Annotated in this window: 29 protein-coding genes and 1 tRNA gene; 8 read left to right on the top strand and 22 right to left on the bottom strand. The window is 56.8% G+C overall.

Features of this window, described 5'->3' with window-relative positions:
• Positions 1-73 precede the first annotated feature (73 nt).
• On the bottom strand, positions 74-613 hold the full coding sequence (locus tag OZX74_RS03845; protein ID WP_277157211.1) for a hypothetical protein: 540 nt from the start codon (positions 611-613) through the stop codon (positions 74-76).
• 26 nt (positions 614-639) lie between these two features.
• Between OZX74_RS03845 and OZX74_RS03840 the strand changes: the two genes are divergently transcribed.
• Positions 640-852 carry a helix-turn-helix transcriptional regulator gene (locus tag OZX74_RS03840; protein WP_277146600.1) on the top strand — a complete coding sequence of 71 codons (213 nt, stop codon included), beginning with the start codon at positions 640-642 and terminating at the stop codon, positions 850-852.
• Positions 853-936: 84 nt separating this feature from the next.
• The gene (locus OZX74_RS03835) at positions 937-2,733 is read left to right on the top strand and encodes a DUF4173 domain-containing protein (protein WP_277157210.1); all 1,797 of its coding nucleotides are present in this window, start codon (positions 937-939) and stop codon (positions 2,731-2,733) included.
• Between the two features lie 74 nt (positions 2,734-2,807).
• Here OZX74_RS03835 and OZX74_RS03830 read toward each other — a convergent pair whose 3' ends face one another.
• From OZX74_RS03830 to OZX74_RS03810, 5 genes are all read right to left on the bottom strand, one after another.
• Complete coding sequence (locus OZX74_RS03830; RefSeq protein WP_277157209.1) at positions 2,808-3,851, bottom strand: zinc-dependent alcohol dehydrogenase family protein; 1,044 nt, start codon at positions 3,849-3,851, stop codon at positions 2,808-2,810.
• Between the two features lie 117 nt (positions 3,852-3,968).
• Entirely contained in the window at positions 3,969-4,379 is a 411-nt protein-coding gene (locus tag OZX74_RS03825) for a cupin domain-containing protein (RefSeq protein WP_277157208.1), read from the bottom strand.
• Positions 4,380-4,588: 209 nt separating this feature from the next.
• Entirely contained in the window at positions 4,589-5,512 is a 924-nt protein-coding gene (locus tag OZX74_RS03820) for an alpha/beta hydrolase-fold protein (RefSeq protein ID WP_277157207.1), read from the bottom strand.
• 207 nt (positions 5,513-5,719) lie between these two features.
• Positions 5,720-6,181, bottom strand: coding sequence for a YbhB/YbcL family Raf kinase inhibitor-like protein (locus OZX74_RS03815; RefSeq protein WP_277157206.1), 462 nt, complete (start codon positions 6,179-6,181; stop codon positions 5,720-5,722).
• A 169-nt stretch (positions 6,182-6,350) separates the two neighbouring features.
• Entirely contained in the window at positions 6,351-6,620 is a 270-nt protein-coding gene (locus OZX74_RS03810; protein WP_277157205.1) for a hypothetical protein, read from the bottom strand.
• A gap of 130 nt (positions 6,621-6,750) precedes the next feature.
• On the opposite strand from OZX74_RS03810, the gene OZX74_RS03805 reads away from it, so the two are divergent.
• Positions 6,751-7,275, top strand: a complete 525-nt coding sequence (locus OZX74_RS03805) for a TetR/AcrR family transcriptional regulator (protein WP_277157204.1) — start codon at positions 6,751-6,753, stop codon at positions 7,273-7,275.
• Positions 7,276-7,509: 234 nt separating this feature from the next.
• Here OZX74_RS03805 and OZX74_RS03800 read toward each other — a convergent pair whose 3' ends face one another.
• The 5 genes from OZX74_RS03800 to OZX74_RS03780 form a co-directional block, all read right to left on the bottom strand.
• A complete protein-coding gene (locus tag OZX74_RS03800) occupies positions 7,510-8,574 on the bottom strand; it encodes a 3'-5' exonuclease (protein ID WP_277157203.1) in 1,065 nt (354 codons plus the stop codon).
• Positions 8,575-8,755: 181 nt separating this feature from the next.
• Positions 8,756-9,031: a hypothetical protein gene (locus OZX74_RS03795; protein WP_277157202.1), complete on the bottom strand. Its 276-nt coding sequence runs from the start codon at positions 9,029-9,031 to the stop codon at positions 8,756-8,758.
• A 48-nt stretch (positions 9,032-9,079) separates the two neighbouring features.
• A complete protein-coding gene (locus OZX74_RS03790) occupies positions 9,080-9,223 on the bottom strand; it encodes a hypothetical protein (protein ID WP_277157201.1) in 144 nt (47 codons plus the stop codon).
• A 389-nt stretch (positions 9,224-9,612) separates the two neighbouring features.
• Complete coding sequence (locus OZX74_RS03785) at positions 9,613-10,098, bottom strand: hypothetical protein (RefSeq protein WP_277157200.1); 486 nt, start codon at positions 10,096-10,098, stop codon at positions 9,613-9,615.
• Positions 10,099-10,283: 185 nt separating this feature from the next.
• On the bottom strand, positions 10,284-10,688 hold the full coding sequence (locus OZX74_RS03780) for a hypothetical protein (protein ID WP_277157199.1): 405 nt from the start codon (positions 10,686-10,688) through the stop codon (positions 10,284-10,286).
• 283 nt (positions 10,689-10,971) lie between these two features.
• Between OZX74_RS03780 and OZX74_RS03775 the strand changes: the two genes are divergently transcribed.
• Positions 10,972-11,994: a hypothetical protein gene (locus OZX74_RS03775; RefSeq protein ID WP_277157198.1), complete on the top strand. Its 1,023-nt coding sequence runs from the start codon at positions 10,972-10,974 to the stop codon at positions 11,992-11,994.
• Positions 11,995-12,131: 137 nt separating this feature from the next.
• Entirely contained in the window at positions 12,132-12,332 is a 201-nt protein-coding gene (locus OZX74_RS03770; protein ID WP_277157197.1) for a hypothetical protein, read from the top strand.
• A gap of 532 nt (positions 12,333-12,864) precedes the next feature.
• Here the strand turns inward: OZX74_RS03770 and OZX74_RS03765 are convergent.
• The 4 genes from OZX74_RS03765 to OZX74_RS03750 form a co-directional block, all read right to left on the bottom strand.
• Positions 12,865-13,338 carry a hypothetical protein gene (locus tag OZX74_RS03765; RefSeq protein ID WP_277157196.1) on the bottom strand — a complete coding sequence of 158 codons (474 nt, stop codon included), beginning with the start codon at positions 13,336-13,338 and terminating at the stop codon, positions 12,865-12,867.
• 14 nt (positions 13,339-13,352) lie between these two features.
• Positions 13,353-13,799, bottom strand: a complete 447-nt coding sequence (locus OZX74_RS03760; protein ID WP_277157195.1) for a hypothetical protein — start codon at positions 13,797-13,799, stop codon at positions 13,353-13,355.
• 27 nt (positions 13,800-13,826) lie between these two features.
• Positions 13,827-14,402, bottom strand: coding sequence for a recombinase family protein (locus OZX74_RS03755; RefSeq protein WP_277157194.1), 576 nt, complete (start codon positions 14,400-14,402; stop codon positions 13,827-13,829).
• Between the two features lie 233 nt (positions 14,403-14,635).
• Positions 14,636-15,229, bottom strand: coding sequence for a hypothetical protein (locus OZX74_RS03750; RefSeq protein WP_277157193.1), 594 nt, complete (start codon positions 15,227-15,229; stop codon positions 14,636-14,638).
• Between the two features lie 115 nt (positions 15,230-15,344).
• Here OZX74_RS03750 and OZX74_RS03745 point away from each other — a divergent pair, with 115 nt between their 5' ends.
• The gene (locus OZX74_RS03745) at positions 15,345-15,917 is read left to right on the top strand and encodes a hypothetical protein (RefSeq protein WP_277157192.1); all 573 of its coding nucleotides are present in this window, start codon (positions 15,345-15,347) and stop codon (positions 15,915-15,917) included.
• Between the two features lie 208 nt (positions 15,918-16,125).
• Positions 16,126-16,641 carry a hypothetical protein gene (locus OZX74_RS03740; protein WP_277157191.1) on the top strand — a complete coding sequence of 172 codons (516 nt, stop codon included), beginning with the start codon at positions 16,126-16,128 and terminating at the stop codon, positions 16,639-16,641.
• A 125-nt stretch (positions 16,642-16,766) separates the two neighbouring features.
• On the opposite strand, the gene OZX74_RS03735 is transcribed toward OZX74_RS03740, so the two are convergent.
• The 5 genes from OZX74_RS03735 to OZX74_RS03715 all read right to left on the bottom strand — a co-directional run bounded on the left by OZX74_RS03735 (position 16,767) and on the right by OZX74_RS03715 (position 22,793).
• Complete coding sequence (locus tag OZX74_RS03735; protein WP_277157190.1) at positions 16,767-17,288, bottom strand: sortase; 522 nt, start codon at positions 17,286-17,288, stop codon at positions 16,767-16,769.
• Positions 17,289-17,688: 400 nt separating this feature from the next.
• Complete coding sequence (locus tag OZX74_RS03730; RefSeq protein ID WP_277157189.1) at positions 17,689-18,669, bottom strand: hypothetical protein; 981 nt, start codon at positions 18,667-18,669, stop codon at positions 17,689-17,691.
• A gap of 233 nt (positions 18,670-18,902) precedes the next feature.
• Complete coding sequence (locus OZX74_RS03725) at positions 18,903-19,808, bottom strand: hypothetical protein (RefSeq protein ID WP_277157188.1); 906 nt, start codon at positions 19,806-19,808, stop codon at positions 18,903-18,905.
• Positions 19,809-20,168: 360 nt separating this feature from the next.
• The gene (locus OZX74_RS03720) at positions 20,169-21,926 is read right to left on the bottom strand and encodes a hypothetical protein (RefSeq protein ID WP_277157187.1); all 1,758 of its coding nucleotides are present in this window, start codon (positions 21,924-21,926) and stop codon (positions 20,169-20,171) included.
• A gap of 793 nt (positions 21,927-22,719) precedes the next feature.
• Positions 22,720-22,793 (bottom strand) — tRNA-Pro (locus OZX74_RS03715).
• Positions 22,794-22,995: 202 nt separating this feature from the next.
• Between OZX74_RS03715 and OZX74_RS03710 the strand changes: the two genes are divergently transcribed.
• Complete coding sequence (locus tag OZX74_RS03710; RefSeq protein ID WP_277157186.1) at positions 22,996-24,201, top strand: ABC transporter permease; 1,206 nt, start codon at positions 22,996-22,998, stop codon at positions 24,199-24,201.
• A 5-nt stretch (positions 24,202-24,206) separates the two neighbouring features.
• On the opposite strand, the gene OZX74_RS03705 is transcribed toward OZX74_RS03710, so the two are convergent.
• Entirely contained in the window at positions 24,207-24,863 is a 657-nt protein-coding gene (locus OZX74_RS03705; protein WP_277157185.1) for an NUDIX hydrolase, read from the bottom strand.
• Between the two features lie 160 nt (positions 24,864-25,023).
• Positions 25,024-25,902 carry a Nif3-like dinuclear metal center hexameric protein gene (locus tag OZX74_RS03700; protein ID WP_277157184.1) on the bottom strand — a complete coding sequence of 293 codons (879 nt, stop codon included), beginning with the start codon at positions 25,900-25,902 and terminating at the stop codon, positions 25,024-25,026.
• Positions 25,903-26,054 lie beyond the last annotated feature (152 nt).

Genomic DNA, 26,054 nt, shown 5'->3' with positions numbered 1-26,054 from the left:
TTGAAAAACGATATGCCTTTTATTGAAAAACGATATGAACCGCTTATGATATGACCTAGCAGAAAATTTGCCATTAAAGGAGATTGAGATGAAGCCCCGAGAAGATTCGAGCGTTTCCGCCGACAAGAGCGGGCGGGATGTATCCAGCGGCCCCACGCCGAACGAACGCAAAGAGCATATGTCGCACCGCACGCTGGCCGTCCTGCTTGAGGCTACCGACGCCTTCGCGGTGGTAATATGCCTCGCCATAGCGCTTTTCGTGCTCCCCTCGGCCGAGCGGGTCGGCGACCTCAGGCACGGCTCGGCCCTGTTCGCCGGCATCGGAATGCTGCCTTTGGCCGTGGTGGCCGTCTGCGCATGGCGTCTTTTTCTCGGCGGTCGGACGCGAGGAGACCTTCACCGCGGGCAATGTCCGCCGGCTGCGCACCATAGGCGCAGCCTTCGCCGTCTCCGCCGCGATATGGCTGGTCGAGCTCGCCTTGGCCGCCTTCAACCTGAACAGAACCCGGGGCCGCACCATACTGGGCACGGGCGTGGCCTTCGTCTTCTGCACAGTGCTTGCCGTGGTATCCGTGGCACTCGCCTCATTAACCGCCGCCGCGACCGAACTCAAAGACGAAAACGACCTGGTGATCTGACATGGGACGCATCACGGTAACCCTCGACGACATCCTCGCCGACCGACGCATGACGCTGACCGAACTCTCGCAACGCGTGGGCGTGACGGTGGCGAACCTCTCGATTCTCAAAACCGGCAAGGCCCGGGCGGTGCGCTTCACCACGCTGGCCGCCATCTGCCAGGAACTGGACTGCCAGCCCGCCGATTTGCTGCACTACGAACCGGAGGGATAACTTCAGACTTTCACACCGACATTGGCCGCAAAACGGCGGCTTCATAACAACAGTCAACCATACGATTTAGAAAAGGAAATCACCATGTCTAAGGACAACCATACCCAAAATCAAACACAACCCGCCAAAAACGAGCCCGGAAAAAGCGATAAGCCATCCGCACTCGCAACCGGCCCGAACGCAACTCCCTATGCGAAAACCCCTGCCTCGGAATCGGAATCGAAATCCGAAGCCGAACCCGGATCCATCACTGGAAGCGGTACATCCAAAACGACCGGCACGGCCAACACCGCAAACGCCGAACCTGCAAAGACCACGGACACAGCCAACCCCGCAAACGCAGAACTCGCCAAGGCAGCCATCAAAGCCATCGCCGAGGCGCCCGCCAAGGTTCCGCCCGCACCGCTGACCAAGGCCGACAAGGCCTCACTGATCTGTGCGGTCGCACTCTCGCTGCTTTGGTGCGTCTGCGTCTCACCGGTCAGGGTTTCGGGATATTTCGCCGTCTGCGGCGGCGTGGCGCTGAGCGTCTGCCTGCTCGCCTTCCTCGGCTGCGCCTGGTCCCTGAGATGGCGGAAGGAAACCGAGAAAGCGCGAAAGACAAAGAACCTGAAGGGAACGAAACGGCTCAACCTTCAAATGCCGAAATCGTCATACGCCCTGCTGTTCTGCACGGCTGCGCTTATGCTGGTGCCCGCATTCTCCCAAGCAGTTTGGATCAGGGCCATCAACGCCTGCGGGCTCGCCATCGCGCTGCCCCTCACGTTCCTCTCGCTGAGCGGGGAAGGCGAGGATGAGCTGTTCCGTCTTCGCGGAATCCTGCGCGGCGTCGGCACCTTCATCGCCGAGCAGTTCCGCCACTGGTCCATCCTCGGACGCGTCGCCACCTCATGGGTGCACGGGCGCGGCCGCAAGGCCGGCGGCATCGCCATCGGCGCGGTGTGCGCAGCTGCAGTGCTGGTCATCGTGGTTCCCGCGCTCTCCTCGGCCGACGAAAACTTCGAGCTGATCGTCAACAGCCTCTTCCAAGGGCTGACCCACTTCGACCTCGGCCCCCGCGTGCTCGACATCCTTCGTTTCGTAGCGATCATTCCACTCGCCTTCTCCCTGCTCTTCGGCCTGCGTCACCCGCGCCGTAAAGTAGATCTCGGCACGAGCATCTCCCATCATCATGCCTCGACCGCTACGCTCAACACGATGCTTGCCATGCTCGACGCGGTGTATCTGGTATTTGTGGCCATCCAATCGACATACCTGTTCGGCGGAGTGAACACGCTGGAACGCTTCGGAGGCTACGCAGCCTACGCCCGCGCGGGATTCTTCCAGCTTGTCGGCGTCACGGCCATCAACCTCATCATCGTGATGGCCTGCCTCTACCTGCACAAGCATGAAAAACGTGCAAAATCCCTGCTGACGCTCGAACTCATGCTGGTCACCTCCACGACGGTGATGTTGGTCTCGGCCGTCTGGCGTATGAGTCTGTACGTCAATAAATACGGCCTGACGCGCCTGCGCCTGCTCACCTACTGGGGCATGGTCGCCATCGCGTTCCTGCTCGTGGCCACGGTGTGGAAACTGCTGAGCCCGACGTTTGAACTGTTCCGTGTCGCATTTTTCGGCACGCTCGTGCTCTGGCTTGTTTTCGCATTCATCCAGCCGGATGTCATCATCGCCAAGGTCGATGTGGATGGTTACCTGAACGGCAGCATCGAAATGGTCGATACGGACTATCTTGCTCAGCTCCCTTCGTCGGCCATCGGCCCGCTCGCCCGTCTGGAGGAGCAGGCCCCGAGCAAGTCGGTAAGGAAGGAAGCCGCAAACGCACTTCACGAAGTCCACAGCAACACCAACGAAATAACCTGGTCGCTGTGGGGAATCTAATTTTTGACTATTCGTCCAAAATTGCTATAACACCAATAAAATGAATATTTAAAGTCTCACAACACCATAAAATCTTACGCTTCATTCACGATGATAAGCGACTTCACAGCCTCACGTTGGTCCATGGCCTCATAGGCCTGCTGAAGGTGATCGAGATCGAAACACTTGGTGAACACGCGGCCAGGCTCGATGCGACCGTCGAGAACAGCTTTAAGTAGGATCTCCTTATCGTAGGTGGTCACGGAGGCAATGCCACCGCGAAGCCCGATATTGTTCCAGAACAGTTTCGTCGTATCGATCTCGCCGCTTTGCGGAACACCGACGCGACCGACGACGGCTCCAGGACGCGCGACCTGAAGAGCCGTCACGGTGGATTCCTGCGTACCGACGCATTCGAGCACGGAATCCGCCCCGTCGCCATCCGTCATATCCATGACACGCTTGACGGCCTCCTGACCGCGCTCGGGGACGATATCGGTGGCACCGAATTCACGGGCCAACGCGGCCCTGTCCTCATGCCGGCTCATCGCGATGACACGGGTCGCGCCGCGCAGTTTTGCCGCGATGACGCCACACAGGCCGACCGCCCCATCACCGATGACAACCGCCGTGTCTCCCGGTTTGACTTCCGCGCTGGCCGCCGCATGATAACCGGTGGCCATAACGTCAGAAAGAGTAAGCAACGAGTTAAGCATCTCGTCGGAATAGTCGCTGGGCCTGCCGGGAATCCTGACCAAAGCCCAGTCGGCGTTGGTGAACCGCAGGTATTCGCCTTGGTAGCCGGCATTGCCGCCGGGCTCCTGATTCATGCAGTCACCGTCGAAACCGGCACGGCAGGCGGCGCATTTCCCGCAACCGTGGGTGAACGGGACGATGACAAAATCACCGGGACGCACATGTGTGACCTCGCTGCCTACCTCTTCGACCACCCCGATGGCCTCGTGACCGATCAGCGAACCCTGCTCGCGTTTCGAGATTCCCCGATACCACCACAAATCCGATCCGCAGACGCAAGCCCGCAGGACACGGATGACCGCGTCGGTCGGCTTTTCAATGATCGGCATGGGCGCATCGGTGACACTCACCTCGCCCGGTTTCACAAACATTCCCGCTTTCATATTTACGTCCCCTCGTTCGTTAAATCCTGATCAGACGTCAGTCAGATTTAATCTATAACCTTATCATTTATCAGTTTCGGATGCTCTCCGCGATACGGCACCCTTCTCAAGCGCCAATCAGTTCAGCTTGGCGTATTCCTCCGGATCGACCGGATCGAGCCACTCGTTCGACGCGCCCTCTTGAGGCACCATGACCGCGACATGTGCGAACGGCTCGTTGGGACTCGCGCCGTGCCAATGTTTGGTCTCCGGCGGCACGACGACCACGTCGCCGGGGCGAAGCTGACGCACCGGCTCGCCTTCGAACTGGCAGTAGCCGCGGCCTCCTACGGCAATCAGCACCTGCGTGGCGTTGTGATGGATGTGCCAATGGTTGGTGCAACCAGCCTCGAACGTTACGTTGGCGACCTTGGCCTGATTCGTACCTCCTAGCGGGGCATTGTAGCTTTGGCCGTCAAAATACTGAGCGTAGGCGTCATTCGGATGGCCCATGGGGAACGGGCTCGGATTCGTGAATGTAGCAGGCATTTTCTTTGTCTCTTTCTATTGAAATTATCCATAAGCGATATGCAACACGGCTTATTGCTTTAATATTGCATTACAAGAATCTACAATGTATAACGCTACAATCCAACGTAAAGACTTCAAGCGCTCGAAGTCAAAACCTGTTCGAGCTACCTCTAGCCAACGTCATATAAGCGGATATATCTGAAGGCTTGACCACACATCTACATGAACTATTGCACGAAGAGATACGGCACCCCGCGCTTGACCTCGGCCTTGAGTGAGGCGAGTCCGTGTTTGCCCCCGGGATTCTCCCAGTAGACGAGATTCTGTTGGGTCATGATATCTCCTTGCGTTTTACGCAAGGCTTCAATCTGGGGAATCATATCCGACTTGCTTTCGTCCTTCTCCCCCGTCATGGCAATGACTGTCACATCGTTAGCGCCGTAATTTCTAGCCCGTAAGCCAGCCACCAGGCTCGCGGCGGTGTCTTGGTCTGTGGTGCCGCCTGTGGTTTTATTGATCCAACTGGACTCAGCCATCGGCATGAAATCATGGAAATACTGGGGTTTGGCCGCAAGCATCTCCCATGCGGTGATGCCGCCCATGGAATAACCACCGAAAGCCCTATGTGTCCTACTGGCTATGAAATCTGCCTCCGAAACGCCCAAAGAATATGTCGTGAACCGACTCTCGACAGCCCGCATAAGAGGTTCGATCTCATCGGTGGCGAAGAAACGATTCAGAGCATAATCCTTGCGGTAATCACGAACCTCAAATGTGTCATCAGGATAATACGTTGGAAAAACAACGAGCATCGGCTTGTTTAAGAGAGACTCATCCAATGAGCTCTGCATCTGCTTGGCAAGTTTCGGGCCAGTCGTCCACGAGCCATGCATCAGATAGAGAATGTCCATCGGGGTGCCTTTGCGGTAGGTAGAGGGCACATAGACGCTCGCAGTCTTCGCGTAATGTTTCCCCTGATAGGTGATGTCATAGCTCACGGTCTGAAGCTGGCTAACGGCATTAGCCGGTTTCGCGGAAGCGCTATTCTGCCGTTTTCGGAGCGGAACGACCACCTCCCAGCAAATGGCACCCACAATCGCCACAACGACAAGTATTGCGCACGCCACAATCGCCACTTTGCGCCGCTTCATAACCCACTCTTTCCTGCCAACAGGTCATTCGCCGGTCAATATTGCACACGGTTTTGCTGCTCCCGTACAGCTTCGAGCAAAGCAACCCAATTTACATGCAACCAACATGACTAATCTATCTGTCTGGACAACTCACTGATACCAGACTACCGCTGTTGCGTGGCAGGTTCAATTGACGGCCGCTTCAGAAAGCACGACATTCGAAGTCTATTCAAACGTTCCCCCGACATTGCCCACTCCAAGCACTTTGCCGTCCAACTCAGCTCTGAGTTTGCGATAAGACGTCATCGGCCCAAGCCCAAGCTTCCGATCTATGGCATAGATGGTGAATTCGTAGCGATGGCTGGTTCCTTTGGGCGGTTTCGGTCCGCGGTAACGATGCCAGCCGTACGCTATTCCCTGAACCGCATCGTCGATTCCAGGCCGCGCTCCCCTAGCAATCTCGGAAGGCAAAGTATCCATAACCGGCAAATCCCAGATAATCCAATGCGTCATTTCGCCGAACAGAGGGTGACTCATATCGCGCAAAACTACTGCCAGCGACTTGGCGTCGTTCGGAATGCCAGAAAACGTAAATTCAGGTGAAATATCCCAACCTCTTCCAGTGAATTCCGTCTTAAACCGGCCACTCTCATCAATCCCGCCGCAAGCAACTTCAATCCGCTCCATCGCGATTTCTTCCTTTGCTTTTAAGATCCGATGACTTTATAAGCAGTAGATTATCATTTGTCTGGATAATCGCAACGAATATTCATGTCACTCACAACGCTTATGCAATCAAACTGTCAATCTCAGACGCCTACAGAACCCTGCCTCGAGAACCGCGCCAGTCCTTAATTTATTTACGGCGACGTCGCTGACGCTGCTCGACTTCCTGGCGTTTTGCGGCCTTTCGTTCGGCGTGCATTCTAAGTTTATTTTCGTGCTCGCGGCGGAGCCTGGCCTCGGTATCGCCGACGCTCTCCCCGTCCTGGGTGAGGTATTGGTCGACGAAACCGTCCTCGATACGCCGATGGGCCTTGGTCACGGTATCGCTCATTTTGCGCATGCCGGCACCCGCCGCATCCACAATTTTCCTGTTCGCCTTCACCAATTTCGATTTTGCCATGGTCATCCTTTCCGGGCGCACACAAAATACCCGACACCTGTTGGGTTAATATGGAGCCAGCATAACGGGCGGAACGGCGGCCGACAACCGACAGTTGCGCCAAAAACGTTGGAGTAATGGGAAAAATCGAGTGAACACCAAAGGGAACAAACGAAGGCAGGAATCGCTGCGAAAAATAGAAAACGCCTTCATCACGTTGCTGCGTAGCAAGGATGCGGAAGAGATCACCGTCACCGAAATCTGCAAGAAAGCCGGGGTGAACAGGAGCACTTTCTACGCGAACTATATGGACATCAAGGACCTCATGAACGCGATTGAGGAACAGCTGTTCGACGCGCTCCACGACATCTACGCCGACGAGGAAACCCGAGGATACAACTCGAACGACTTCTCCAAGCTGTTCGCGCACATCAAGGATCATCAAGACTTCTACCGCGCCTATTTCAAAATGGGGCTCGACCTGAAACTTCAGCCTACCCGATACGACACGAAACTTGCCAAAAAATATTACCCTTCCGGCGACATCGACTATCACAGAGCCTTCTTCAGGGCCGGCATCACCGCGATCATCAAGAAGTGGCTCGACAACGGCTGCGACTTGAGCCCCGAGCGGCTTTTCGGCATCCTCAAGGACGAATACCGCAATAAACAGTGAGAGTGAGTTAATTTTTACATATCTACAGATAAAAAGAATGCCGAGGGAATACCCCCAGCGACTCCTTCGACTTTAAATTTCAAAATTCAATTTGAATAGTGCACCGGAAATTACCCACAATTTATGCAAACAACATTATTTCATCTGCAGCGACACCATTCCACAACTGTTACAACGCCATCTAATTTCAAAATCAAAGTTAAGAAAAGCTCACAGTCAGCAAGTTGCTATGTCTCAGTCCTGTCTTCTGAAGGGTTCGAGATTGACAGGCTCATGGGCCTTTGGCAACTCGATACGCGCTTTATAAGGCGAGGTCTCGTCAGCACCTACGCTAGTATGAGCACACACTATGACCGGCCCGTCTGGTATCTGCCCCCAATGCTTAGACATGATCGATTCTCCAAGGAAACCAATTTCCTCACCGTCAAGGAAAACATAAATGGTCGGATATCCTTTATATTTGCCACGGGAGATATAGTCCTTTTCAACAGTGACCCAGAAGTAAGAGCCACGCGGATATCTACGCAACACGTCCTGATGCACGGAGCAATCACACAGATTCTCCCCGCCTTGCCCTTCGAGCTCTATGCCTTCCGGCTTGTCATTAATGGGATCTGTGGCTCTACCTTCTAGATAGCGCGCACGCATAACGCCACGCGTTTTGGCTTTTCCTCGTTGATACGCACGTTCGTGCTGCTCATCAGTTTCAGCGCAAGGCCCATTCATGGCACTAAGTAGCTGGTACGCCTGCCAAGTCTGCAATGCATCGGCGAGCGCTCTGTGTTGCTCGGGCTCATGCACGCCCAGACGGTCGAGCAAATTCTCGAGAGTATGAGAAACCGAGGGACCAGGGAACATCTCTTTGCTCAGTTCCTGGGTATCGCAGACCTGTTGGGGTTTCAAACCGGGTACATCCGCAAGTGCGGCTTCATTATTGATAATTCTAATGTCATAATCGAGATTATGACCCATCAGGGGCAACGTTCGAATTGACTCGAGAATCGCAGGAAGCGTCTCACCCGGTGTCGGCTGTCCATCGAGCATCTCCTGAGTAATGTGGTTGACGGCCGCAGCACCGGCATCAATCGGTACCTCTGGATTAACGAGCTGCGAAAGAGTCGCCGTAACCTGATCATTTTCAATGAGGACAACACCAATGTCGAGTATGCGCGGGTTAGACCCGAAACCAGTTGTTTCGGTGTCGATTACCGCACAATCAGCGGTTCGTGCGGCCGTAATGAACCCGGCATCAAGGTTGTAACGGACAGTGTCTTGATGAGTGGACTCTATGGTTGTCATAGCATTAGTTTACATAATGCTTACGGCTCGATTCTTGAACTGTGTTAGAACGTGGGAGGCTTTAACCTGTTCAAATAAGAAAAATCCTACATGGAGAACAAACCTCATGGAATAAATTCAAACATTCGAAATTACTTGCTTCACAAAGAACAGAACTAATAATCAGCTATGACAACTTCTGTTATTTTCTGTTAATCCTTTTTGTTCTCGTCTCCCTTGTTTTTTCATCTTTCCTGATTCCAATGATTGCTCTTATAAGTTGGGCTCCGGCGGTAAGACAACCAGCGGCGGTCCCAATGACAATCGTTGACGCAGGAGCATGGACCAGCGGGGCAAGAAGGGAATACACCCATGGAAGAACCGTGACACCTATCGATACAATGGTAAATGACCCGGCTTCAGCTTTAGATATCCGTTCATCGACCTTAATGCTGCTGTCCTGATCCTTTTCAGCCATGGTCATCATTCTATTGGGAAATGACTTATCTATCTCACCGCATCGGGATCAGGAACAGGCCCTTGATAATTGTTTCTCCACATGAGCAATCGGCGCTTTTAACTGCCGCTCATCGACTTCTAAATGTTTTAAATCATCGACTACTTGATGTTCCGCATCTGCTTCTTTAGGAGATTCCCCACTTGGTTCCACGAGCTCCGCACGCTCGTCTTTTTCTCCAGCCTGTTCGCTTCGTGACGTAGATTTCTCAGATCGGGATTCGTCGCCATATCGAGTCCTTCTAAGATTCCTTTCGACACTGCCCGGCTCATGCTGTTCACTGCCATCGGAACGACTCCTTTTTAATTGCTGACGTTTCCGATTCTCACCGCATCCCTGTCACGAAGGTCTGTGTTTCTATCGATGCGCTCAAAACCGATACCGACGATAGAAACGTGAATGTACACCAGCATACGTCTCATTCTCAAAGTACATCGAATTTTCCCTGCTCAAAGTTAGGGATGCCAGCGGAAATACGTCTTCAACCGATTGATGGAATCTCCCGACCTTCTGCCCGCACGCCCTGTTTCATGCTTCGGGATTCATTGCCCTTCTTCCGGCAGCTTGATGATTGGTTTGCGGTTGCCTTTGACCGCGACCGGGAGGCTGTTGGCCTGGTCGTAGACGTTTTGGACGAGCTTCTTGATTCCTTCCGCATGACCGGTCGAGGAGAGGAATTGGGAGACGGCTTTATCATAGTGGTTCCTGTTCTCGGTATTCAGCCGCTTCCAATTGATGTTTCTGAAATGCTCCAACAACGGCCGGGAACCCGGCGGAAGACTGATCCTTCCCTGCTCGATAAGCACCGCGATGATGGGGTAACCGGCATAATGCTGCCAGTACGTCGCATTGTCGTTGGAGGTATACAGTTTGTCGGAAATCATCACCGTATAACGTTTCGTACGGGCCGACGAAGTCACGATGCCCTTCGACTCGTGGCCGCACAATTCCACGCGACCATCCGCCACCGCGCTCAAAGCCTCGTATATCTTTGCGATCGGGGTCGGTTTCCTGAGAATATCAGGCATCTCAAGGTCTCCTTTTCGATACGTCGTCCGCAAAAGCCTCAATCTGTATTTTTGAAGAAGTACGGAAATTCATCTGGTAAGGAGTCGGCATCAGGCTTCGGATTGGCAGGGGCCTTCACCGAACTGCAGGCGGTACTTGGTTAGAGGACGTACACTATCAGGTTAACCATATCGTCTGGGGCGGTCTAACATGTCGGCGAGCAGGTATCATCCGAGTAATCGACATGCGCAGTGATCCATCGTCTGGTGTCGTTGCGTACGATGACCTTGTAATTCCCGTTGGTGCCCACACGAGTCTCCCAGTTTCTTTTGGCCCCGTGAAAAGACCCACAATCGGTGCCGTCACTGCTCAGGACCTTGACCGTCGCATCTGGGCTGTCACTACTTACGCGGACGGTGACCGAATCGAGTTCGTCGGCATCGCGCCGTATGTTGAACACCTTTTCCTGATGGGGGTAGTAGATAGAATCCAGCACCTCGGATTTCACCGTCAGTTCAGCGAACAAAAAAACGGCCAAGAGAACGACGGCGAGTATGACGGCGATGGCTTTGTGACGTTTAATGGTGTTTCCGAATGTGTGCTTTGTCATGGTCGTTGATTCCCTCATCGATGTCTTCGGCGTCGCCTTGGTTGTCATCGTGGCAATTGGGCTGCCGGCGAAAACATGCGTCCGGCCGTCGGAATCGCAACAATTTCAGTCGGGATGACAGGATTTGAACCTGTAATATGTATTATACTTAAAAATATTGGCAATCAATAATTTTCCGCTAATTACCAAGGTTTTTGACTCTTTTCTAAATGTTGAGATTGTCGATATTGTTGATAGTATTGGCTAGTGTTGGACAGCTATTGGACAGCCAAAGGAGAACGGATTGAACTCACGAATCCCAGAAGAAGAAAGAGCAAAGCTCCTTCGTGAGCGAGCAGCGGCAAAAAGGCTGAGGCCCGCAATCGGAGGTATCACTGTAGAAGTTGCCGCCAATGGCTCATTCCGTTATATCGCTCGTTATCACTGCCCCGCATGTGGCGGGCGAAAGCATTCTGCCTCGTATCGCACCCGCCAGCAAGCGGTCTCAGCTCTCAACGCTGTCGCTACTTCAATCGACATGGCTAAGGCCAGTGGTCATCGATATCAGTGCGCCAAGATTTCACGCCCCCAGATCTCAGCAGAACACGCAGTATTGTCATTGGACGATTATGCCAAGACTTTCATCGACCAACCAGAACAATGCGGAGCGCGAAGCCATTCTCCCAGCCATCGAAAAAACATGCGGCAAACCTATAATCAACTTATCAAACCAACTCTCGGCCGCACGCCTCTTCCCCAGCTCACAACCTCACAAGTGACTTCATGGCATAATTCGCTCAAGGTAAGCGAGCACCGCAAAGCTGTAGCATACAATCTTCTTCACTCCATTATGCAGACCGCTTACCATGATCCAAGCGAATCTAAAGTGACCACCAATCCAGTGGATATTCCTCGTGCCGGAGTCCGCAAACGTTCTACGGAACGCTACGCCGCTACACCAGAAGAGATAGAACGATTCGTCTCTAAAGCGATCATACACACCTTCCCCAAACCAGGAGACAAGCCTGGACAGCAACGGGGCGCCAACGTAAGTGCCACCGCAAGCATACGTATGTTATTCCTCACTACCACATATTGTGGGCTACGCCGCGAGGAAGCGATCTGCCTGACTCGTGGCGATGTAAAGAAGAGTGAAACAGGAATCTGGTATCTCGACATCGACAAAGCTGCCACACGCGGCATCGACCCCGCAACCGGAACCACGAGAATCATCGTCGGTAATCCAAAATCACCCGCCTCCAAACGACACGTCCCAATCAGTCCTCTTCTCATCGACCGGCTATTGGAATACATGAAAAATATGTAGGAACGCATTCCCTCTCTCTGCTCTTCCCCTCAACCGTAGGCAAAATATGGGGCGAACGAACCATAAATCATGCGCTGCGCAAAGCTGCCGATGAAGCAGGGCTGCCGCCACAGAGCAATCCGCCAAAACGATTCGACATGTATGCCCTACGTCACACCGGCATTACGTGGTACGCCCGATACAGCAAGGCCACGCTACCCGCAATCATGCGCTTCTCAGGGCAATCGGAAATTAAATCCGCGCAGCAATACTTCCACGCCGACGACGATCAAGTATCAAAGGACATCGCTCTCGCCGCACAACGCATGAGCTACGAGGGGCAAGCCACAGCCGCCTAAAGTAGACAGCTACCTCGCCATCCCACATCTCTATCCGTCTACATACTAAACCAAGTAATATCAGTGTTTCATACACGGTACTAGACGGATAGACAGATAGTAGACCACTCGTATTCCTCGCCACAAATACCATTACACCATAAATAATTTCATATTAACTACAGTATTCTAAAACATCCGTCTATCCGTCTAGTCTCGCATAAAACCTTGTATTTCCAACGATTTCGCACAAGACAGTTATAAATGCCAACCGTCTATAATCGTCTATCCCCGATCGACTGCCCGAGATAATCAGTTCAAGCACATAATCAACAAAACAGCTTGCTAACGTCAACAACCCTACTCTGCTGAATAAATGCTAGGTGAGAGGTAAATATTCGTTTTGTGCTTGAAAATCCTTAAACGGAGTCGGGAAAATCCAAACGAAAATATTCCTTGGCCCTCGTATCCTCATTTTGCTTCCGATGACCAAAAAACTTATAAGAAAGAGCTTAAGGAATATCCCTGCACACATTGCATAAATTCTGCTGATTTATTCTTTCTTTGTATTTGTGATCTTAGACTTGTGGACGAGTTCATACTTCGCCGCGAAATATTTCTTATTCTCTTCATTGAAAGCCGGCGCTATCTTGTCAACGAGATCGCCAAAAGCCTTTTGTAGGAAAGGGTCTCGAGGATTCGAGAGCGAGATGCGACCTTCTTGATCTATCTGTATGTCACCACATTCAAACGCCTCGTCGCATCCCAGTACACAGTTCAACATAGCAATGTTTGGGTCACGGCGTTCACGCTCAGACGCCTTTTCCCGTGGTTTGATATGCGCTGCATGAAGGTACCTACTCGGTAAGTGTCGACCGCATATTCCGCACTTCCCTGATTTTCGGCCTTTCAAGAGAAGCGCACGCAGCTGTGTCTGTTCTTTGCGCGCGTTGACGACCCGCTTGATGTTTGACGGACCTGCATAATTGAGTTGGCTATTCTCTTCAGCGCTTTTTGTGATGTCCACAGCACATAGATCTTCTATCGCTTCCCAAAGTTCATTCGGAACTGGGAAGAAATAGCCTTGTTTGACTCCTTCCCCACACTTCTTTGGAATGGACCATGATTCAGATAAGCCTGTTGACGAGCGGAAAGCGGTATTTCAGATTTAGGTATAGGCACCTCCAACTCATCAACCTCGACCTCGATACGCTTGCCGTCCGCCTCCCAAGGGTTTGATTTTGCGTCATACGGATTCGGTGACGGATGAGCCTTTGTTAGCGCAGTGCTTATGGCTACGATGGATTGATGACTGTAATGCACAATGATGTCACCCGGAACAACATCCCACATGGTTTCCCAGTGCCATTCACTTCCCTTTTCGCCCTTCTTTGAGTGAGGAGACCATACAACATTTGTCGGAATTTGTTTACCGATCTCATTGCGTTGATTTACCCACCATACTTTTGTCATATCATAAAGATACATCCCTCGGTTATTGGCCGCAAATCCTAACTACTCTGGATTTTTGCCCGTAGCTTTGTTAAGTGCGCGGTAGATGGTGGTGCGTCCGACGTTGTATTGGCTGGCGATTTCGTTGACGGTGACGGCCTTGGAGTCGTACTGCTCGCGCACCCTCTTGATTTGGGCCGGGGTGAGTTTGGGCTTGCGCCCGCCTTTCCTGCCTCGACGTCTGGCGGCTTGGAGGCCGGCGTTGGTGCGTTCGCGGATCAGGTCGCGTTCGAACTGGGCCATGGCGGCGAAGATGTTGTAGACGAGCATCCCGCCCGAGGTGGTCGCGTCGATGTTCTCGGTCAGGCTTTTGAACCCCACGCCCATGTCGTTGAACTTGTTCATGAGGGTGACGAGGTTCTGGAGGCTGCGGCCCATGCGGTCGAGCTTCCAGACGATGACGGTGTCGCCCTTGCGCAGTGTCTGGAGCATGAAGTCGAGCTGGGGCCGGTGCTCCTTCGCCCCGCTGGCGTGATCGACATAGATGTGCCCGCGTTCGCAACCGGCCTTAACGAGCGCGTCCACCTGGAGGTCTTCGTTCTGCTCCAGCGTGGAGACCCTGGCGTATCCGATCAGCATTTCGAATCCTTTCGTACCGAAACCCGTTACACTTCCATTATATCGGACATTGAATACGGTATGGGTTATGGTACGTCCAAAGCGTAACAAACTTGGTCGAAACGGGATGGATCGGACTTGTTCCGTAAACGACCGTTTATGGGACATCCAGGAACGGGTTGCTGAAAGGAAAGCGGGCGATGCAACGGATTCGGTCCGCCGTATCGCCCACTTTTACAGAGATTTGCCGGCTGTCAGTTTTTTGCGCTCGAATCCTTGCTGACTTGTTTGGCGTGATCGATGGCCTTCTTCAAATTGTCACGGGTGGCGTTGTCGGCGACCTTGCCATCGGAGTCCTTGTAGAGCTGCTCGGCCTTGGCGAGGTCGCCGTCGAGCCTCTTGCGGGTGGTCTTGTCCATGTCGCCTTTAAGGGCCTGCTGGTGCTTGGTGGTATCCGTGTTGCCGGTGTATTGGGCGGCGAGATCCCGGTTGTCGATTGTGGCCTGGCGGATGTTCTTGATCGGCCCGCCTGCGGGGCAGGTGACGGCCTTCGGCGTCTTGCCGGCCTTCGCGTTGTCTTTTTCGACTGTTTCCAGTAACTTCTTGTCGGTGAGCTCGCCGGGCTTTTGGGCGTCCTTGGCAAGGCTGGCACCTTTGGCGAGCGTGGCCTGGTGCTGTTTGTAGGCGGTGTTGACAGTGGTCTCGCTTTGCCGGCAGTCGGCCAGAGCCACCCTGTGGTCGGTCTGCACGCCGAAGTAAGCGCCTATGCCTACCAGTGCGACGACGAGCAGCGCGACGATGGCGCTGGCGATCCTGTGGTTTTTGATGTACGTAGTGATGGCTTCCATGCCCGTCCTTCTTCTTGATGTCCGATCTCCGGTATCGCATTGTACGCACACCGGCGGAAAGAACGGCATGACAACATTGGCGGCCAGGTCGCGAAACAGGTTTATGATGCAAGACATGACTGGGAAGAGGAACACAAGGAAGATCAGCCCGCTGCTGGCGGGAGCCGCGACGCTGCTGCTGGCCGTGGGGATGCTGGCCGGAGGCGTCGCCGACGCCGCAACCCCGTCGACCGGCAGTTATAAGGCCTATGATGTGGCCGACAGCCAGCTCGTCTATGCGATGAACGCCGTCAACGGCTCCGTGCAGGCGAAGTCCGCAGCGGATGCGGCCGCGGCGCAGCAGGCAGCGCAGCAGGCGGCGGATGTCGCTCAGTCGTCCGATTCCAGTTCACCGGCCGGCTCGACCGTATCGAACGGCGCACCCAGCCGGCGCGCACTCGGTTCCAACAATAGGCAAAACGGCGGCGCAGGCGGGCTCCATTCCTCCGGCCGTTCGCAGACACCGTCCTACCAAGCGCCATCGGCACCCTCATACCATGCGCCCAGCAGCCCTGCGCCGTCGGCTCCGGCGCCATCAACACCGTCGGCACCATCACACTCACAGCCACAGGAACCTGATTGGGATAGTTTGTTCCCTGGTTGGAACAGTCCTTGCACGGCCGCACTGCATCAGATAGGTGTTTGCTGATCCTTTTATCGCGCCGCCTAATTAGCTGCTGTTCCCTTTAGCATCAAAGGTTACGAGTGATTGTATGCATATCATCTATGTGCATCTCATGGTCTGACGATGAGGGGGCTGGCCCGCCTGATGGGCGGTTACGGATTTTGTAGTTGGAGTAAAGTTCCAAGGGGTTGTTGACAAAGATATGTGATTCGGTGACAAAGGAAAAATGAAGGTGAGTGAAGTGAATGCTATATCGCGGCAAGCGTCAAACGTGCAATCCGGGAATTGTCGGAAGCGTGATGGTGGCCGGATGAATGTCTATAAATATTATGATGCTCTCAGTGATTTTGATCTGCTTTTCGATGATCTGATGGCCGACGGGCGGTTCGACGGGCTCATGCCCGTCCGTGATACCAATGGTGAATGCCCGATGGTGACCGCGCTCGGTGAGGAAAGGCTTTGTTTTCTGTTCGAGCGTGTCCGTGCTACTGGCGGATGCGCCAATGTGTTCGTGAAGTCGAAGGGCAGGATCATGCCCATATCCTTCACACGGGTCGTTTCGGTGTCTGAAGAAACCGAGGTCATGTCCGATGAAAGCGAATGGCTGGATGGTGATTCTCGGATCGATGCATTCATTGATTATCTGCGAGCCCGGCCCGACGGGATCGTGTTGTCGGGGAAACTGTCGAAAGGGTCTTCGATGCACATCATTCCGAGTAAGGAGGAAGTGCCCATCGATAAATCCTGAAGGGCGCATGCCTGAGGAAAACACATTATCGTAGGTGTTGGTATTTGGTGTATCCATGGAAAAGCCGTCGTTCCCGCTAGGGTTCGGCGGTTTTCCGATAGTGATTGAGCATCTGTGAGGGCCGGTCATGTTTCGGCGCGGTGACGTATGGTTCGCGGTTGCGTCCATGTGTGTCTGAGCATGACGGGTCCGATGCTGAGCCATAGTGCCGCGGCGCCTGCGAGTAGCCCTTCGGGGATGCCGGCGGACGGGTCACGCCTGTCGTTCCGGTGCCGTTCCGGCGTCGGCACTCGTTGTGCGGTGACGGCGAGCCGTGACGCGGTGCCGTCGGTGCAGGTGGTGAGGGTGATGAGGTCCTCGCCCGGCACGATGGTGAACCGTCGCACGTCGTCGGGCCTTACGGTGACGGTTTCGGTCACGCGGTAGTCGAGGTCGTGGCCGAGCGTGCGTATGGTGATGGTGTCGTCGTCCCTCAGGTCGGGCAGGTCGTCGAAGTATCTGGCACCGGTCAGCCCGTTGTGGGCTGATATGATCGGCCGTGCGGATTCGCCGCCGACCGGCAGCGAGCTGTCCGGCATGTGGCCGGCGCCCTTGTCCAGGATGTTCGTGGAGACGGTGTGGTAGACGGGAAGATTAGATGATGGCATGAATCCTCAACACAAGGAGCGGGCCAACTGCGTTAGCCCTTGCATTTAAGGGCTAAGCCATGACCGAGGTCACCACGCGGGGCGTGTCCCTGCCGGGTGGCTTAACCCTGAAATGGCCAGGGGCTTGCGCCCCCGACACCCCTCTGCCTCATTGCATGAAAGGCCGGGCGGCAACCTTGCATCGGTTGCCGCCCGGTCTTTCATGTCTTCGGCTCCTCGCCTCCGCCGTGCGTGCGGGCGGGCGCGCGGCGGCACAGGCCACCACTCCCGTCCACACGCACGCCGGAGGATGCGGCCAAGGCGTTCCAGCCTTGGATCCAGGCGAGGGAGCCGATAGGCCCCCTCGACCCGCGTTACCCGCGCTCCGACGCAAGCCGTCGGGCGTGGACAGGATACCGCATTAGCTCAGCACGGGGTTGTCGCCAAGCGCGACCGGCGCCGTGCCGGCATCGGCGAGGCGACGCCGGATCTCGGTTCTCAACCCCTTAAGCCTGGCGTCGTCGAAGGTTGCGAACGAGGCGTACGCGCGGCGCAGCACCTCGTCCAGGGACGTCCAGCCCTGCCGGTCGGCCTTGTCCAGGCGGAGGTACTGGTGCGCGGTGATCAGATGCATGCCGGGTCTGTAGTACGACGCGTACATCTCCGGGACGGTCATGGCGTAGCGGACATGCTTTGTCCCGTCACCGTCCCGCCACGCCTTGCCCGCCAGGGCGTCGGCCATCAGCTCGTACATCGTGTCGAGCCGCTTGCCCGCCCCGTCCCGATGGGTGGTCGCCTCGGCCCGGTCGCGCAGGCCCCTCGCCTCGTCGGCCAGGTCCCGCGCCTCCTCCAGACGCGTCCGGGTCTCGCCGCGCACCCGCTTGGCCTCCTCCTCGTAGGCTTTGGTGTGGCGCTCCCGCTCGTTGATGTCGGCGGCAAGGCCACGGATCCGGGCGTCGTCGTCCATCCTTCCGGCGATCTCGGCCAACACCGCGCGGTGGCGTGCCAAGACCTCCCCGACACGGGCCCGGAGATCCCCGTCGCCCTTGTCGTCGCGACGGCGTGGGCGGAGCCGGCGGAAGAGCGTGGCGGCCAGGCCGGCCGTGGCCGGCGCACCGCCCTGCGAGCCGTCCGAGCCCGAGTCCGTGCCGTCCGTCAGGCAGGCCAGCACGATACGGGCCGCCGTATCGGCGTCGAAACCGGGGGCGAGACTCCTAATGACCATGTAGCACACCAGGCCGTCCAGGCCACGGTCCGCTTGCCTGAGCGCCGGATACGCGACGAGCAGGTGGCCGTACTCCTCCCGCCGCGCCCCGTACCAGTCGGGGTCGAGCATGTCGGCGACGATCTTGTCGACCCCATTACGGGACAGTTGATTGTTATCTTGGTTATGGCGCATCATGATGATGCTCCTTTCTACGCGGTTGTGCCACGCTTCTATGACCTGCCTTCTGTCGGCAGGACCCTTATTTTCATTTGTGTTGTTTGGCTCGTATCGACCGCGCCCGACGTCTGTCACGGCGACCGGCAGCGTACGGGCTGCTTATCACAGGACGCGGCCATGGTCCGCCTCCTGACGGTATCCGCGTGGCGGCGTGACGCCCCGGGCCATCAGCGCGGCGCGTTCGGCCGGCGTCAGGGCCTCCCACTGCTCCACCGTGTACCCATGGCGCGGCCGGTGGGACGCCAACGGCGAGACCGGCCCCCGCCCAGCCCACGCCGCAGCGCCTCCACCGCACGCAGCTGTTCGCCCGACACCGACCCCGCTACCGGGGCCTTCGGGGCCGTCTCAAACGCCTTGGCGCCCTGCCTGACACCCGCCCGATAGCCTTCCGCACGGCCCGTCTCATACCCCTCCTCGCGAGCCCGGCCGAACACCTCCCGCGCCTTCGCCAGCTCCGCCTCCAGCCAGGTTTTCAGACGATCCACATACCTGACTTTCAGGCTGTGCTCCCAGGCGCGTACGCGCTCGGCGAACGACGCCTCGCGCCGCTTGAGGTCCTTCTCGCGGGCGTCGAGCGTCTCCCGTCTAGCAACGCTCTCCGCGTCGCGGCGGCGGGCCGCGTCCAGCGTCTCCGACGCCTCGCGACGGTCCTTTTCGGCCGCCTTAGCCTGCTTGCGGGCCTTGGCGGCCAGCGGGCCGGCCTGCTCGGCCACGGCCGACTCCACCTTGAGCTGCTCCACCTCGGCGCCGCTGGCATAGCCGTGCGCGGCCTCGTAGTGGCAGTGCCAGCGCTCTCGCGTCATCCTTTGGATGTCCCGGTTGATCCTGAGCAGCCACGGGCGCGTCACCAGGGCCGCGCCGGCGAACCACTCGCCCTGCGGCCTGCGCCCCCTGCGCGACTTGACGCGCACGGGCCTGCCTGTGATCCTCTCGACCTCCTCCGGGGTGAGGATCGGCGCGACCTCCAGGTGCATGTGGATGCGGCTGGTACGCCATACCGGCGGATCGCCCGGTTTGACCGGCGTGCCCTCGGCCGCCAGGATCGACGGGCCGACCTGGTAGCGGTGCACCTCGTCACGATGCACCTGCGCGCCCATGACGTTCCTCCACCCCCGACCAGCGGGACGAGCGTGCGGATCGCATCCGCAAAATACTCGTCCACCAGCCTCGCGTCGTCCGGGTGCGGAAAGTCGGCGGGCAGGTCGACGACCAGGCCCAGCATGGCCACGGTGTCATCGCGCCACCGGCGGCCCCTGGGCCTGTGAGCCCGCACCGCCTCCATACGCGCCCGGTAGCGCTCCAACGGGTTCTCGCCGCCCACGGTCAGATACGTGTTGAGAGACGACCTGGCAGGGTCGATGTGCAGATTGCTGTGCCGGCCTCCCAGCCTCATGTTGTGGTACAGTACGGCCATGGCACGGCCATGGGCCATCTTGTCGACGTTGATGCCGCTCATCTCAGGCCTCGTCTCCGTCGGTGTCGAACCCCATCAGCTTCGCCGTCTTGCGTCTTTGCTGCTGATGCATATCGTCGACGGGCGCCGTACTCGACGGATTGTATGACTCCGTGTGCTGATGATGGGCTTGTCTGAGCGCGGCGCAGGTCTTGCAGCCGGGCACCCAGCCGGTGGCGTGCTCGAGGTCCGTCTGGTCGTGGTCCCGCATCAAGTGTTTGGCCGCCTCGGGCCCGCAGTACGACGTCAGGTGCTCCATCGCACGGTCGCGGCGCACCACGTCCAGGTCGGTCAGCAGCGTCTCCCGGCGCGGCGGGTCCACCACAGGCCGGACGCCGGAGAGGGCCCGTCTGGCGGGGTCCGTGCCAAGCAGGTACCGCGCCAGCGCCCCAACGTCGTCAGCCGAGCCGACGTACTCGAGACTGCGGCGGGAGACGATCCGTACGGGGTCATCATCCTGGTAGCCGGGATGCCTGGCGCGGTACAGACTGTACGCCCCGGCGGTCAGCGGCCAGCAGGTGAGGTGCCTGCCGGGGTCCAGGGCCGGCCGGTAGATGTCGTACCCGTGTTTGAGGGTTTCGGCGGGACGGTCCGGGTCCCGCGCGTACCCGTTGGCCTCGACCACGTATCCGATGCGGCGCAGGACCTCGTCCATGGGGTAGTCGTGGCTCTCCTGGCCGCCCTGCAAATACACCAGGTTTTGCAGGCTGGCGGACGAGGTGACGATCGTGACGCGGGCCACGACGGGATTGGTCTGGTGGTAGCGTGCGTCGCTGCGGTGGGTGTTGTAGGGGTCGAGCAGTTGCAGCAAGGCGTTGAGCCTCATGCTTTTCTCGTCGTACTCGTCGATGGTGATGACGTCCTCGGCCTGGTAGTTGTCCATCGTGTGGCTGGGCGGCCCGTCGTATACCGACAGGCCGAACAGGTCTCCGAGCTGTTCGGCGATCGTCGCGGCGGCCAGCGTCTTGCCGGACCCCGACCCGGTGCCGTGGATCCAGATAACGAGGTCCGGCACGCGCTCCAGGCGCATGTCCCGCGCCTTCGCGGCCGCCTGGTGCCCGGTCTCCCAGTCCACCAGGGACATGAGCTCCTTGCGTTTCGCCGCCGGCACATACGAGAGCACCTCGGTCACGCTGTCATCGGCCACCATCGTCTGACGGGTGATCTTGCCCTCGCGCGCCATCTGCTCCAGCACGGGCAGCAGCCTCCCGGCGTTGGATGCATTACGATACTCGCGGCCGCCGAACCATGACAGGCGCCTGACCGGCTCGAGACGGGTGGCGTAATCCGGGCCGCGCAAGGTCACCACGTCGGCGGGCGCGTACTGATGCTTCCAAGGCTCGGTGCAGTGCGTCAGGTAGGCGAGGGCGTCATCCCACCCGTATTTGCCTTGTTTCATACCCTCCACGTATTGTGGCTCGAGGCCGAGCCATGCGGAGACTTTGCCCAGCTCAACGCCGTCCCCCGGCGCGAGATGGATGAGGATGTGGATATGCACCGGTTTGGGAGTCCCCAGCTCGTGGACGGCGAACCATGGATGCGGATCTAGATAGTCCCAGACCTGGTAGACGTCCCTGTCATGGACGATGGCATAGGCGAGCACCACCTTGCAGCCATGGGCCTCCAGCACCGACACGACCTTGCTCAGGATCCACCAGGCGTCGTCCTCATGCCCCTCGACAAGCGGCCATATGGCGGCGGAAAGGACCTGGGTGACCATCATCTGGGTCACACGGCTCGGGCGTTTGCGGCTACTGGTCATAGCGACCACCCCGATCCTCGCGACCGGTGGACAACGATCCAATAATCACACCAATAATCACACGCGACCGGGGCACGGCGGACGGGCTCAGCAACGGGCGGTGACCCCTTGTAGACGAGCCAATCGGCCTACGCGCGTAACGGTTTCCAGGCAAATCGGCATGAGGATCGACGCAGACGCCGCTTGAGGCAATGGCGATTATTACTCTGATAGACTCGACGGCGGTCATCGACGATCACCAGCCATAGGGTTAGCAAGCTCAAAAAGAGCATCCACATCAGACAGGCGGACTCGCAACAAGGCATTTTTGCCACCGCAAGGTGATTGATGCCGGTACGCAGGCAGAGCACCTGTGGCAATATCTTTGTAAATCAAATCACGCGAAACATGCCAACGTTTCGCCGCGCAAGAAACTGGGACAAAATCACTAGTCGACCAAATTCTGGACATAATAGTACCTTCTGCCGAAATACGGCAATCGAAAGCACTGTTGCACAGAGGTCGTAGGAACCTGTTAGACGGATATCTCGGAACCGCCACCGCTATTGCTCACCATTATTGGCGTCAATAGTAATACTCTTTGTACCAAACAGTAGAATATTTTCTTGATTTAAATTATATACAATTTTAGTATATCCCACCACGAGCCGAAGTCAAATACCACACAGCAGCCAGCAGTACTAATGCTTAACCATACCGGCTTTTTTAAAATAAATCCCATAAACGGACAGCCATTGGACAGCCATGAGATTCCTAATCATAAGAATCGTTGAAATTCCGCGAAAAACAAAAGTCGGGATGACAGGATTTGAACCTGCGACATCCTGCTCCCAAAGCAGGCGCGCTACCAAACTGCGCTACATCCCGATGTGCCCACAAAAACAAGCACAATAAATAAGTATAGCGCAACCCCGGCCATGCGACTCGCTAAGATAGACAACGGCACATACAGTATGTAAATGTATGTAAATCGTCGAATATAAGCGCCAGCAAACATAGACCAGCCGACAAACAAAAACAACGAACGCAAACGCGAACGCCAATAAAACACGAAGGGCAATAAGCAAGAATGGGACTGCATCAGCGAACGGAGACCTCGGGGCTTGTCTCCTTCATCATCTGCGCGATGGCGGGGGCGAGCGTCATGGAGCTGTGCGTCTCGCTGCTGCCGGCCGCATGGATGATCAGCCGGCGCCAGTTCGTCATCGCCTCCATTATCATCGCCGCGTGCGGCACCATTTCGTTCATCTTCGGCTATGCGCGGCGTTCCAGCTCGCTCAGCACCCACAACCGCCTCATAGAAATCCTGCGCCGCCTGGTCGAAATCCTCGCCCTAGCAACGGTCTACGCCTCCACGCTGTTCCTCACCTCGTTCGCCCTCTTAAGCATGGCCGGCAACCTCATGGGCACGATGTTCCTTGAATACATTGTCGCCGTGTGCGCCGGTTTCTCGGGGGTCGCGGGCTACATCACCTTCGTGCAGGCCGAACTGATGGACGCCAAAACGCTGGCCGCACTCCTGCCGCTTTTCGTCGTAGCCGGCGTGAGCGTCGCGGGGCTGACGACCGACGACCCGAACTGGTACACCAATAATTTCTCGCAGCTCGGCGACCGCACTACCTTCGCCGCGCGCATGTTCAACTCGACGCTGATCCTCGCAGGAATCTGCATCATTATCGTCAGCTACTTCGCCATCTCCGAACTCGTGACCTCCTACCGCCAGCGCCGCGAATGGCATCAGGAGCAGGGTCCGCTGCGTTCCAGCCGTATCAAGCACTACAAGGCACGCCTGATCTGTCTCTCCATCATGCTCGCTTTCTCCGGCATCGCCTTCATCGGCATCGGCACGTTCCGCTATACGCCGCATCCCATCCTGCACAACGTGTTCGCCCGCGGCATCGTCTGTGTGATGGGCCTGCTTCTGCTCACGCTCCCCTGGCTCGCCCCGCAGCTTTCGCTGGCCATTTATGCCGCCGGTTATCTGGCCATCGCCGTCTGCGGCGTCGTGCTCATTCAATGGCTCGATGGTATCAATACACTGACCAACGTCGAGGCGCTGGCCGGGCTCGTGTTCCTTGGCTGGTTCATCATGTTCTCGCGTCAGATAGCCGCCATCGAGGCCGATCGTATCGCAGAGCAGGTTCTGCATATCGACCAGGAAGAGGCCTCTGCAGACGCGAACACGGTCACAGCCACGGCCAATATCGCCGGCACCATCCCGTCCTCGGTCGACAAGAACCACCGCATGCATTCGCGCATCGCGGCCACTCAGTAGACGTGCTATTCTTTCGTCGCTAACTGCTCGCGCAATCGGCGGATCTCCTCGTGCTGGATGGCGATGGTGGAATCCGCGGCCTGAATACCGATGCCTGTCAGCTCCTCCCAGCTCACCCATGTGGACTGCACGTGCTCGTCCTTGTCGAAATGCCGCGCTTCCTGCTTCCACGCCGACAGATGGATAACGAAAATATGCGCAAGCTCATTGGTCATACCACCGGAAGAATAGAAATCACCGACGTGCTCGATGCGCACGGATTGTTCGCCTTTCGGTGTGACCCCGGTTTCCTCCCGAAGCTCACGCAAAGCCGAAACCTCAGGCTTTTCGCCCTCTTCCATGAGTCCTGCCGGGAAACCATAGGCAAACTTGTTGGGGCCTACACGATACTCGCGTTCCAACAGATACCTGTCCGTCAGCTCATCGTGGACCAGCATCACCACGGCCTGCGGATGCACGAGAATCTGGCGACGTACCGACACTTCCCCGCCGTCGGTTTTCGCGAGCGCCAGCCGGCGATCATCGATATGGAAAATCGCGCCACGGTAAACGGTTTCGCTGGAAACAAGCCGTATCGGAGCCTCCATATCGACGCCGTCGGTCGATTCCTGCAAACGCTTGTTGACCTCGTTACGGATGGACTCCATCGTTTCTGCATTCATCACTCTTCCCCACTTCCCCGTCGCGACCTTTGACGGCAACGAATAATATATGTATTGATTAATATGTGCTGCCTTTCATCACCGGAGAGCAAATAGGTTTAAACGAAAAGCACAACGGACAAGCAAACCCGCATTGCATACTTCAATGGATGACCGGCGATTACTCCCGTCCGAGCACCAATTGCCAGGGATCGGTAACGATGCCGACACGCTCCGTTTCCGGACGGAAACCGGTAGCCTGTTCCACTCCATCCGCGATGTCGTCAAGCGCATACCTGAACCACATTGACTCGATGGCCGAATGCGGCGTGTTAATCAACGCCGGCTTCATAGTCTCGTTATTGAGCGATGCTTCATACCAAGCCTGCTGCAACGCGTCCGTGGCCGGATGATGGCGTAAATCGCTGGTGACGTAGACATCCGCGCCACTGTCACGAACTTCATCAAAATCGGAATCTCCAGATCCCGGCAACACGGCGATTTTCCGGACCTCGGCATCGAGATCGCCGGCGACCTGAATGCCATACTTCGTTTTCGGCACTTGCTCGGCCACGCGCTGGGCAAACGCGCGTAGCGTCATCGGTTCCGCAAGCGTTCCAACACGTCCCAGCCCTATGGCATGGCCGTTTTCCTCACCGGCAGGTACCAACGGTGCCTGATCGGTCAGACCGAACGCATCCGCCGCAGCCTGGGCGACCCCTCGGTAGGCGACGTCGGCGTTGGTATGCCCGACCCACAGCCCGCAGTGCGCACGGTAGAGCTTTCCCGCGATGGCACCATGGACGCCGAGCCCGGAAACCTCATGCACCGCGCGGAAGAACAAGGGATGATGGCAGACGAGCAGATCGGCACCCATCGCAATCGCCTTGTCGACCACGGCCATGGTCGGGTCGGCGGCGAAGACGATCTTGCCGACGGTATCGTTCAAATCGCCGACGATCAGCCCCGGATGGTCCCAGTCCTCGGCGTACCGAAGCGGATACAGCGTCTCCAATACCTTGACGACTTCGGCGAGCCTTGGCTTTTCCTGATCTGACATGTTTCCTCCGAACTATGGCGTCCATTCAAGAACGTTATCGGTTGCCCGCTGCACTGTTAGACAACCAGAACCGGCATCATCCTCACCACAAGCTTTGCCGCGCTTTCGCAACGACACATGCAAGATGGCTCCATTGCCTACCACAATAGAGC

This window comes from Bifidobacterium sp. ESL0798 (genome assembly GCF_029395415.1).
Classification (GTDB): Bacteria; Actinomycetota; Actinomycetes; order Actinomycetales; family Bifidobacteriaceae; genus Bifidobacterium.
This window is presented reverse-complemented; position numbering and strand designations above follow the sequence as displayed.

Bases quoted from the DNA above. Each gene is read 5' to 3' on its own strand.
- OZX74_RS03785 (WP_277157200.1), bottom strand. From the start codon at position 10,098: ATGCCTGATATTCTCAGGAAACCGACCCCGATCGCAAAGATATACGAG.
- OZX74_RS03745 (WP_277157192.1), top strand. From the start codon at position 15,345: ATGACTGGGAAGAGGAACACAAGGAAGATCAGCCCGCTGCTGGCGGGA.
- OZX74_RS03840 (WP_277146600.1), top strand. From the start codon at position 640: ATGGGACGCATCACGGTAACCCTCGACGACATCCTCGCCGACCGACGC.
- OZX74_RS03835 (WP_277157210.1), top strand. From the start codon at position 937: ATGTCTAAGGACAACCATACCCAAAATCAAACACAACCCGCCAAAAAC.
- OZX74_RS03825 (WP_277157208.1), bottom strand. From the start codon at position 4,379: ATGCCTGCTACATTCACGAATCCGAGCCCGTTCCCCATGGGCCATCCG.
- OZX74_RS03760 (WP_277157195.1), bottom strand. From the start codon at position 13,799: ATGTATCTTTATGATATGACAAAAGTATGGTGGGTAAATCAACGCAAT.
- OZX74_RS03800 (WP_277157203.1), bottom strand. From the start codon at position 8,574: ATGACAACCATAGAGTCCACTCATCAAGACACTGTCCGTTACAACCTT.
- OZX74_RS03710 (WP_277157186.1), top strand. From the start codon at position 22,996: ATGGGACTGCATCAGCGAACGGAGACCTCGGGGCTTGTCTCCTTCATC.
- OZX74_RS03780 (WP_277157199.1), bottom strand. From the start codon at position 10,688: ATGACAAAGCACACATTCGGAAACACCATTAAACGTCACAAAGCCATC.
- OZX74_RS03725 (WP_277157188.1), bottom strand. From the start codon at position 19,808: ATGGGCGCGCAGGTGCATCGTGACGAGGTGCACCGCTACCAGGTCGGC.
- OZX74_RS03815 (WP_277157206.1), bottom strand. From the start codon at position 6,181: ATGGAGCGGATTGAAGTTGCTTGCGGCGGGATTGATGAGAGTGGCCGG.
- OZX74_RS03730 (WP_277157189.1), bottom strand. From the start codon at position 18,669: ATGATGCGCCATAACCAAGATAACAATCAACTGTCCCGTAATGGGGTC.
- OZX74_RS03755 (WP_277157194.1), bottom strand. From the start codon at position 14,402: ATGCTGATCGGATACGCCAGGGTCTCCACGCTGGAGCAGAACGAAGAC.
- OZX74_RS03720 (WP_277157187.1), bottom strand. From the start codon at position 21,926: ATGACCAGTAGCCGCAAACGCCCGAGCCGTGTGACCCAGATGATGGTC.
- OZX74_RS03700 (WP_277157184.1), bottom strand. From the start codon at position 25,902: ATGTCAGATCAGGAAAAGCCAAGGCTCGCCGAAGTCGTCAAGGTATTG.
- OZX74_RS03705 (WP_277157185.1), bottom strand. From the start codon at position 24,863: ATGAATGCAGAAACGATGGAGTCCATCCGTAACGAGGTCAACAAGCGT.
- OZX74_RS03770 (WP_277157197.1), top strand. From the start codon at position 12,132: ATGTATGCCCTACGTCACACCGGCATTACGTGGTACGCCCGATACAGC.
- OZX74_RS03795 (WP_277157202.1), bottom strand. From the start codon at position 9,031: ATGGCTGAAAAGGATCAGGACAGCAGCATTAAGGTCGATGAACGGATA.
- OZX74_RS03830 (WP_277157209.1), bottom strand. From the start codon at position 3,851: ATGAAAGCGGGAATGTTTGTGAAACCGGGCGAGGTGAGTGTCACCGAT.
- OZX74_RS03820 (WP_277157207.1), bottom strand. From the start codon at position 5,512: ATGAAGCGGCGCAAAGTGGCGATTGTGGCGTGCGCAATACTTGTCGTT.
- OZX74_RS03750 (WP_277157193.1), bottom strand. From the start codon at position 15,229: ATGGAAGCCATCACTACGTACATCAAAAACCACAGGATCGCCAGCGCC.
- OZX74_RS03735 (WP_277157190.1), bottom strand. From the start codon at position 17,288: ATGCCATCATCTAATCTTCCCGTCTACCACACCGTCTCCACGAACATC.
- OZX74_RS03810 (WP_277157205.1), bottom strand. From the start codon at position 6,620: ATGGCAAAATCGAAATTGGTGAAGGCGAACAGGAAAATTGTGGATGCG.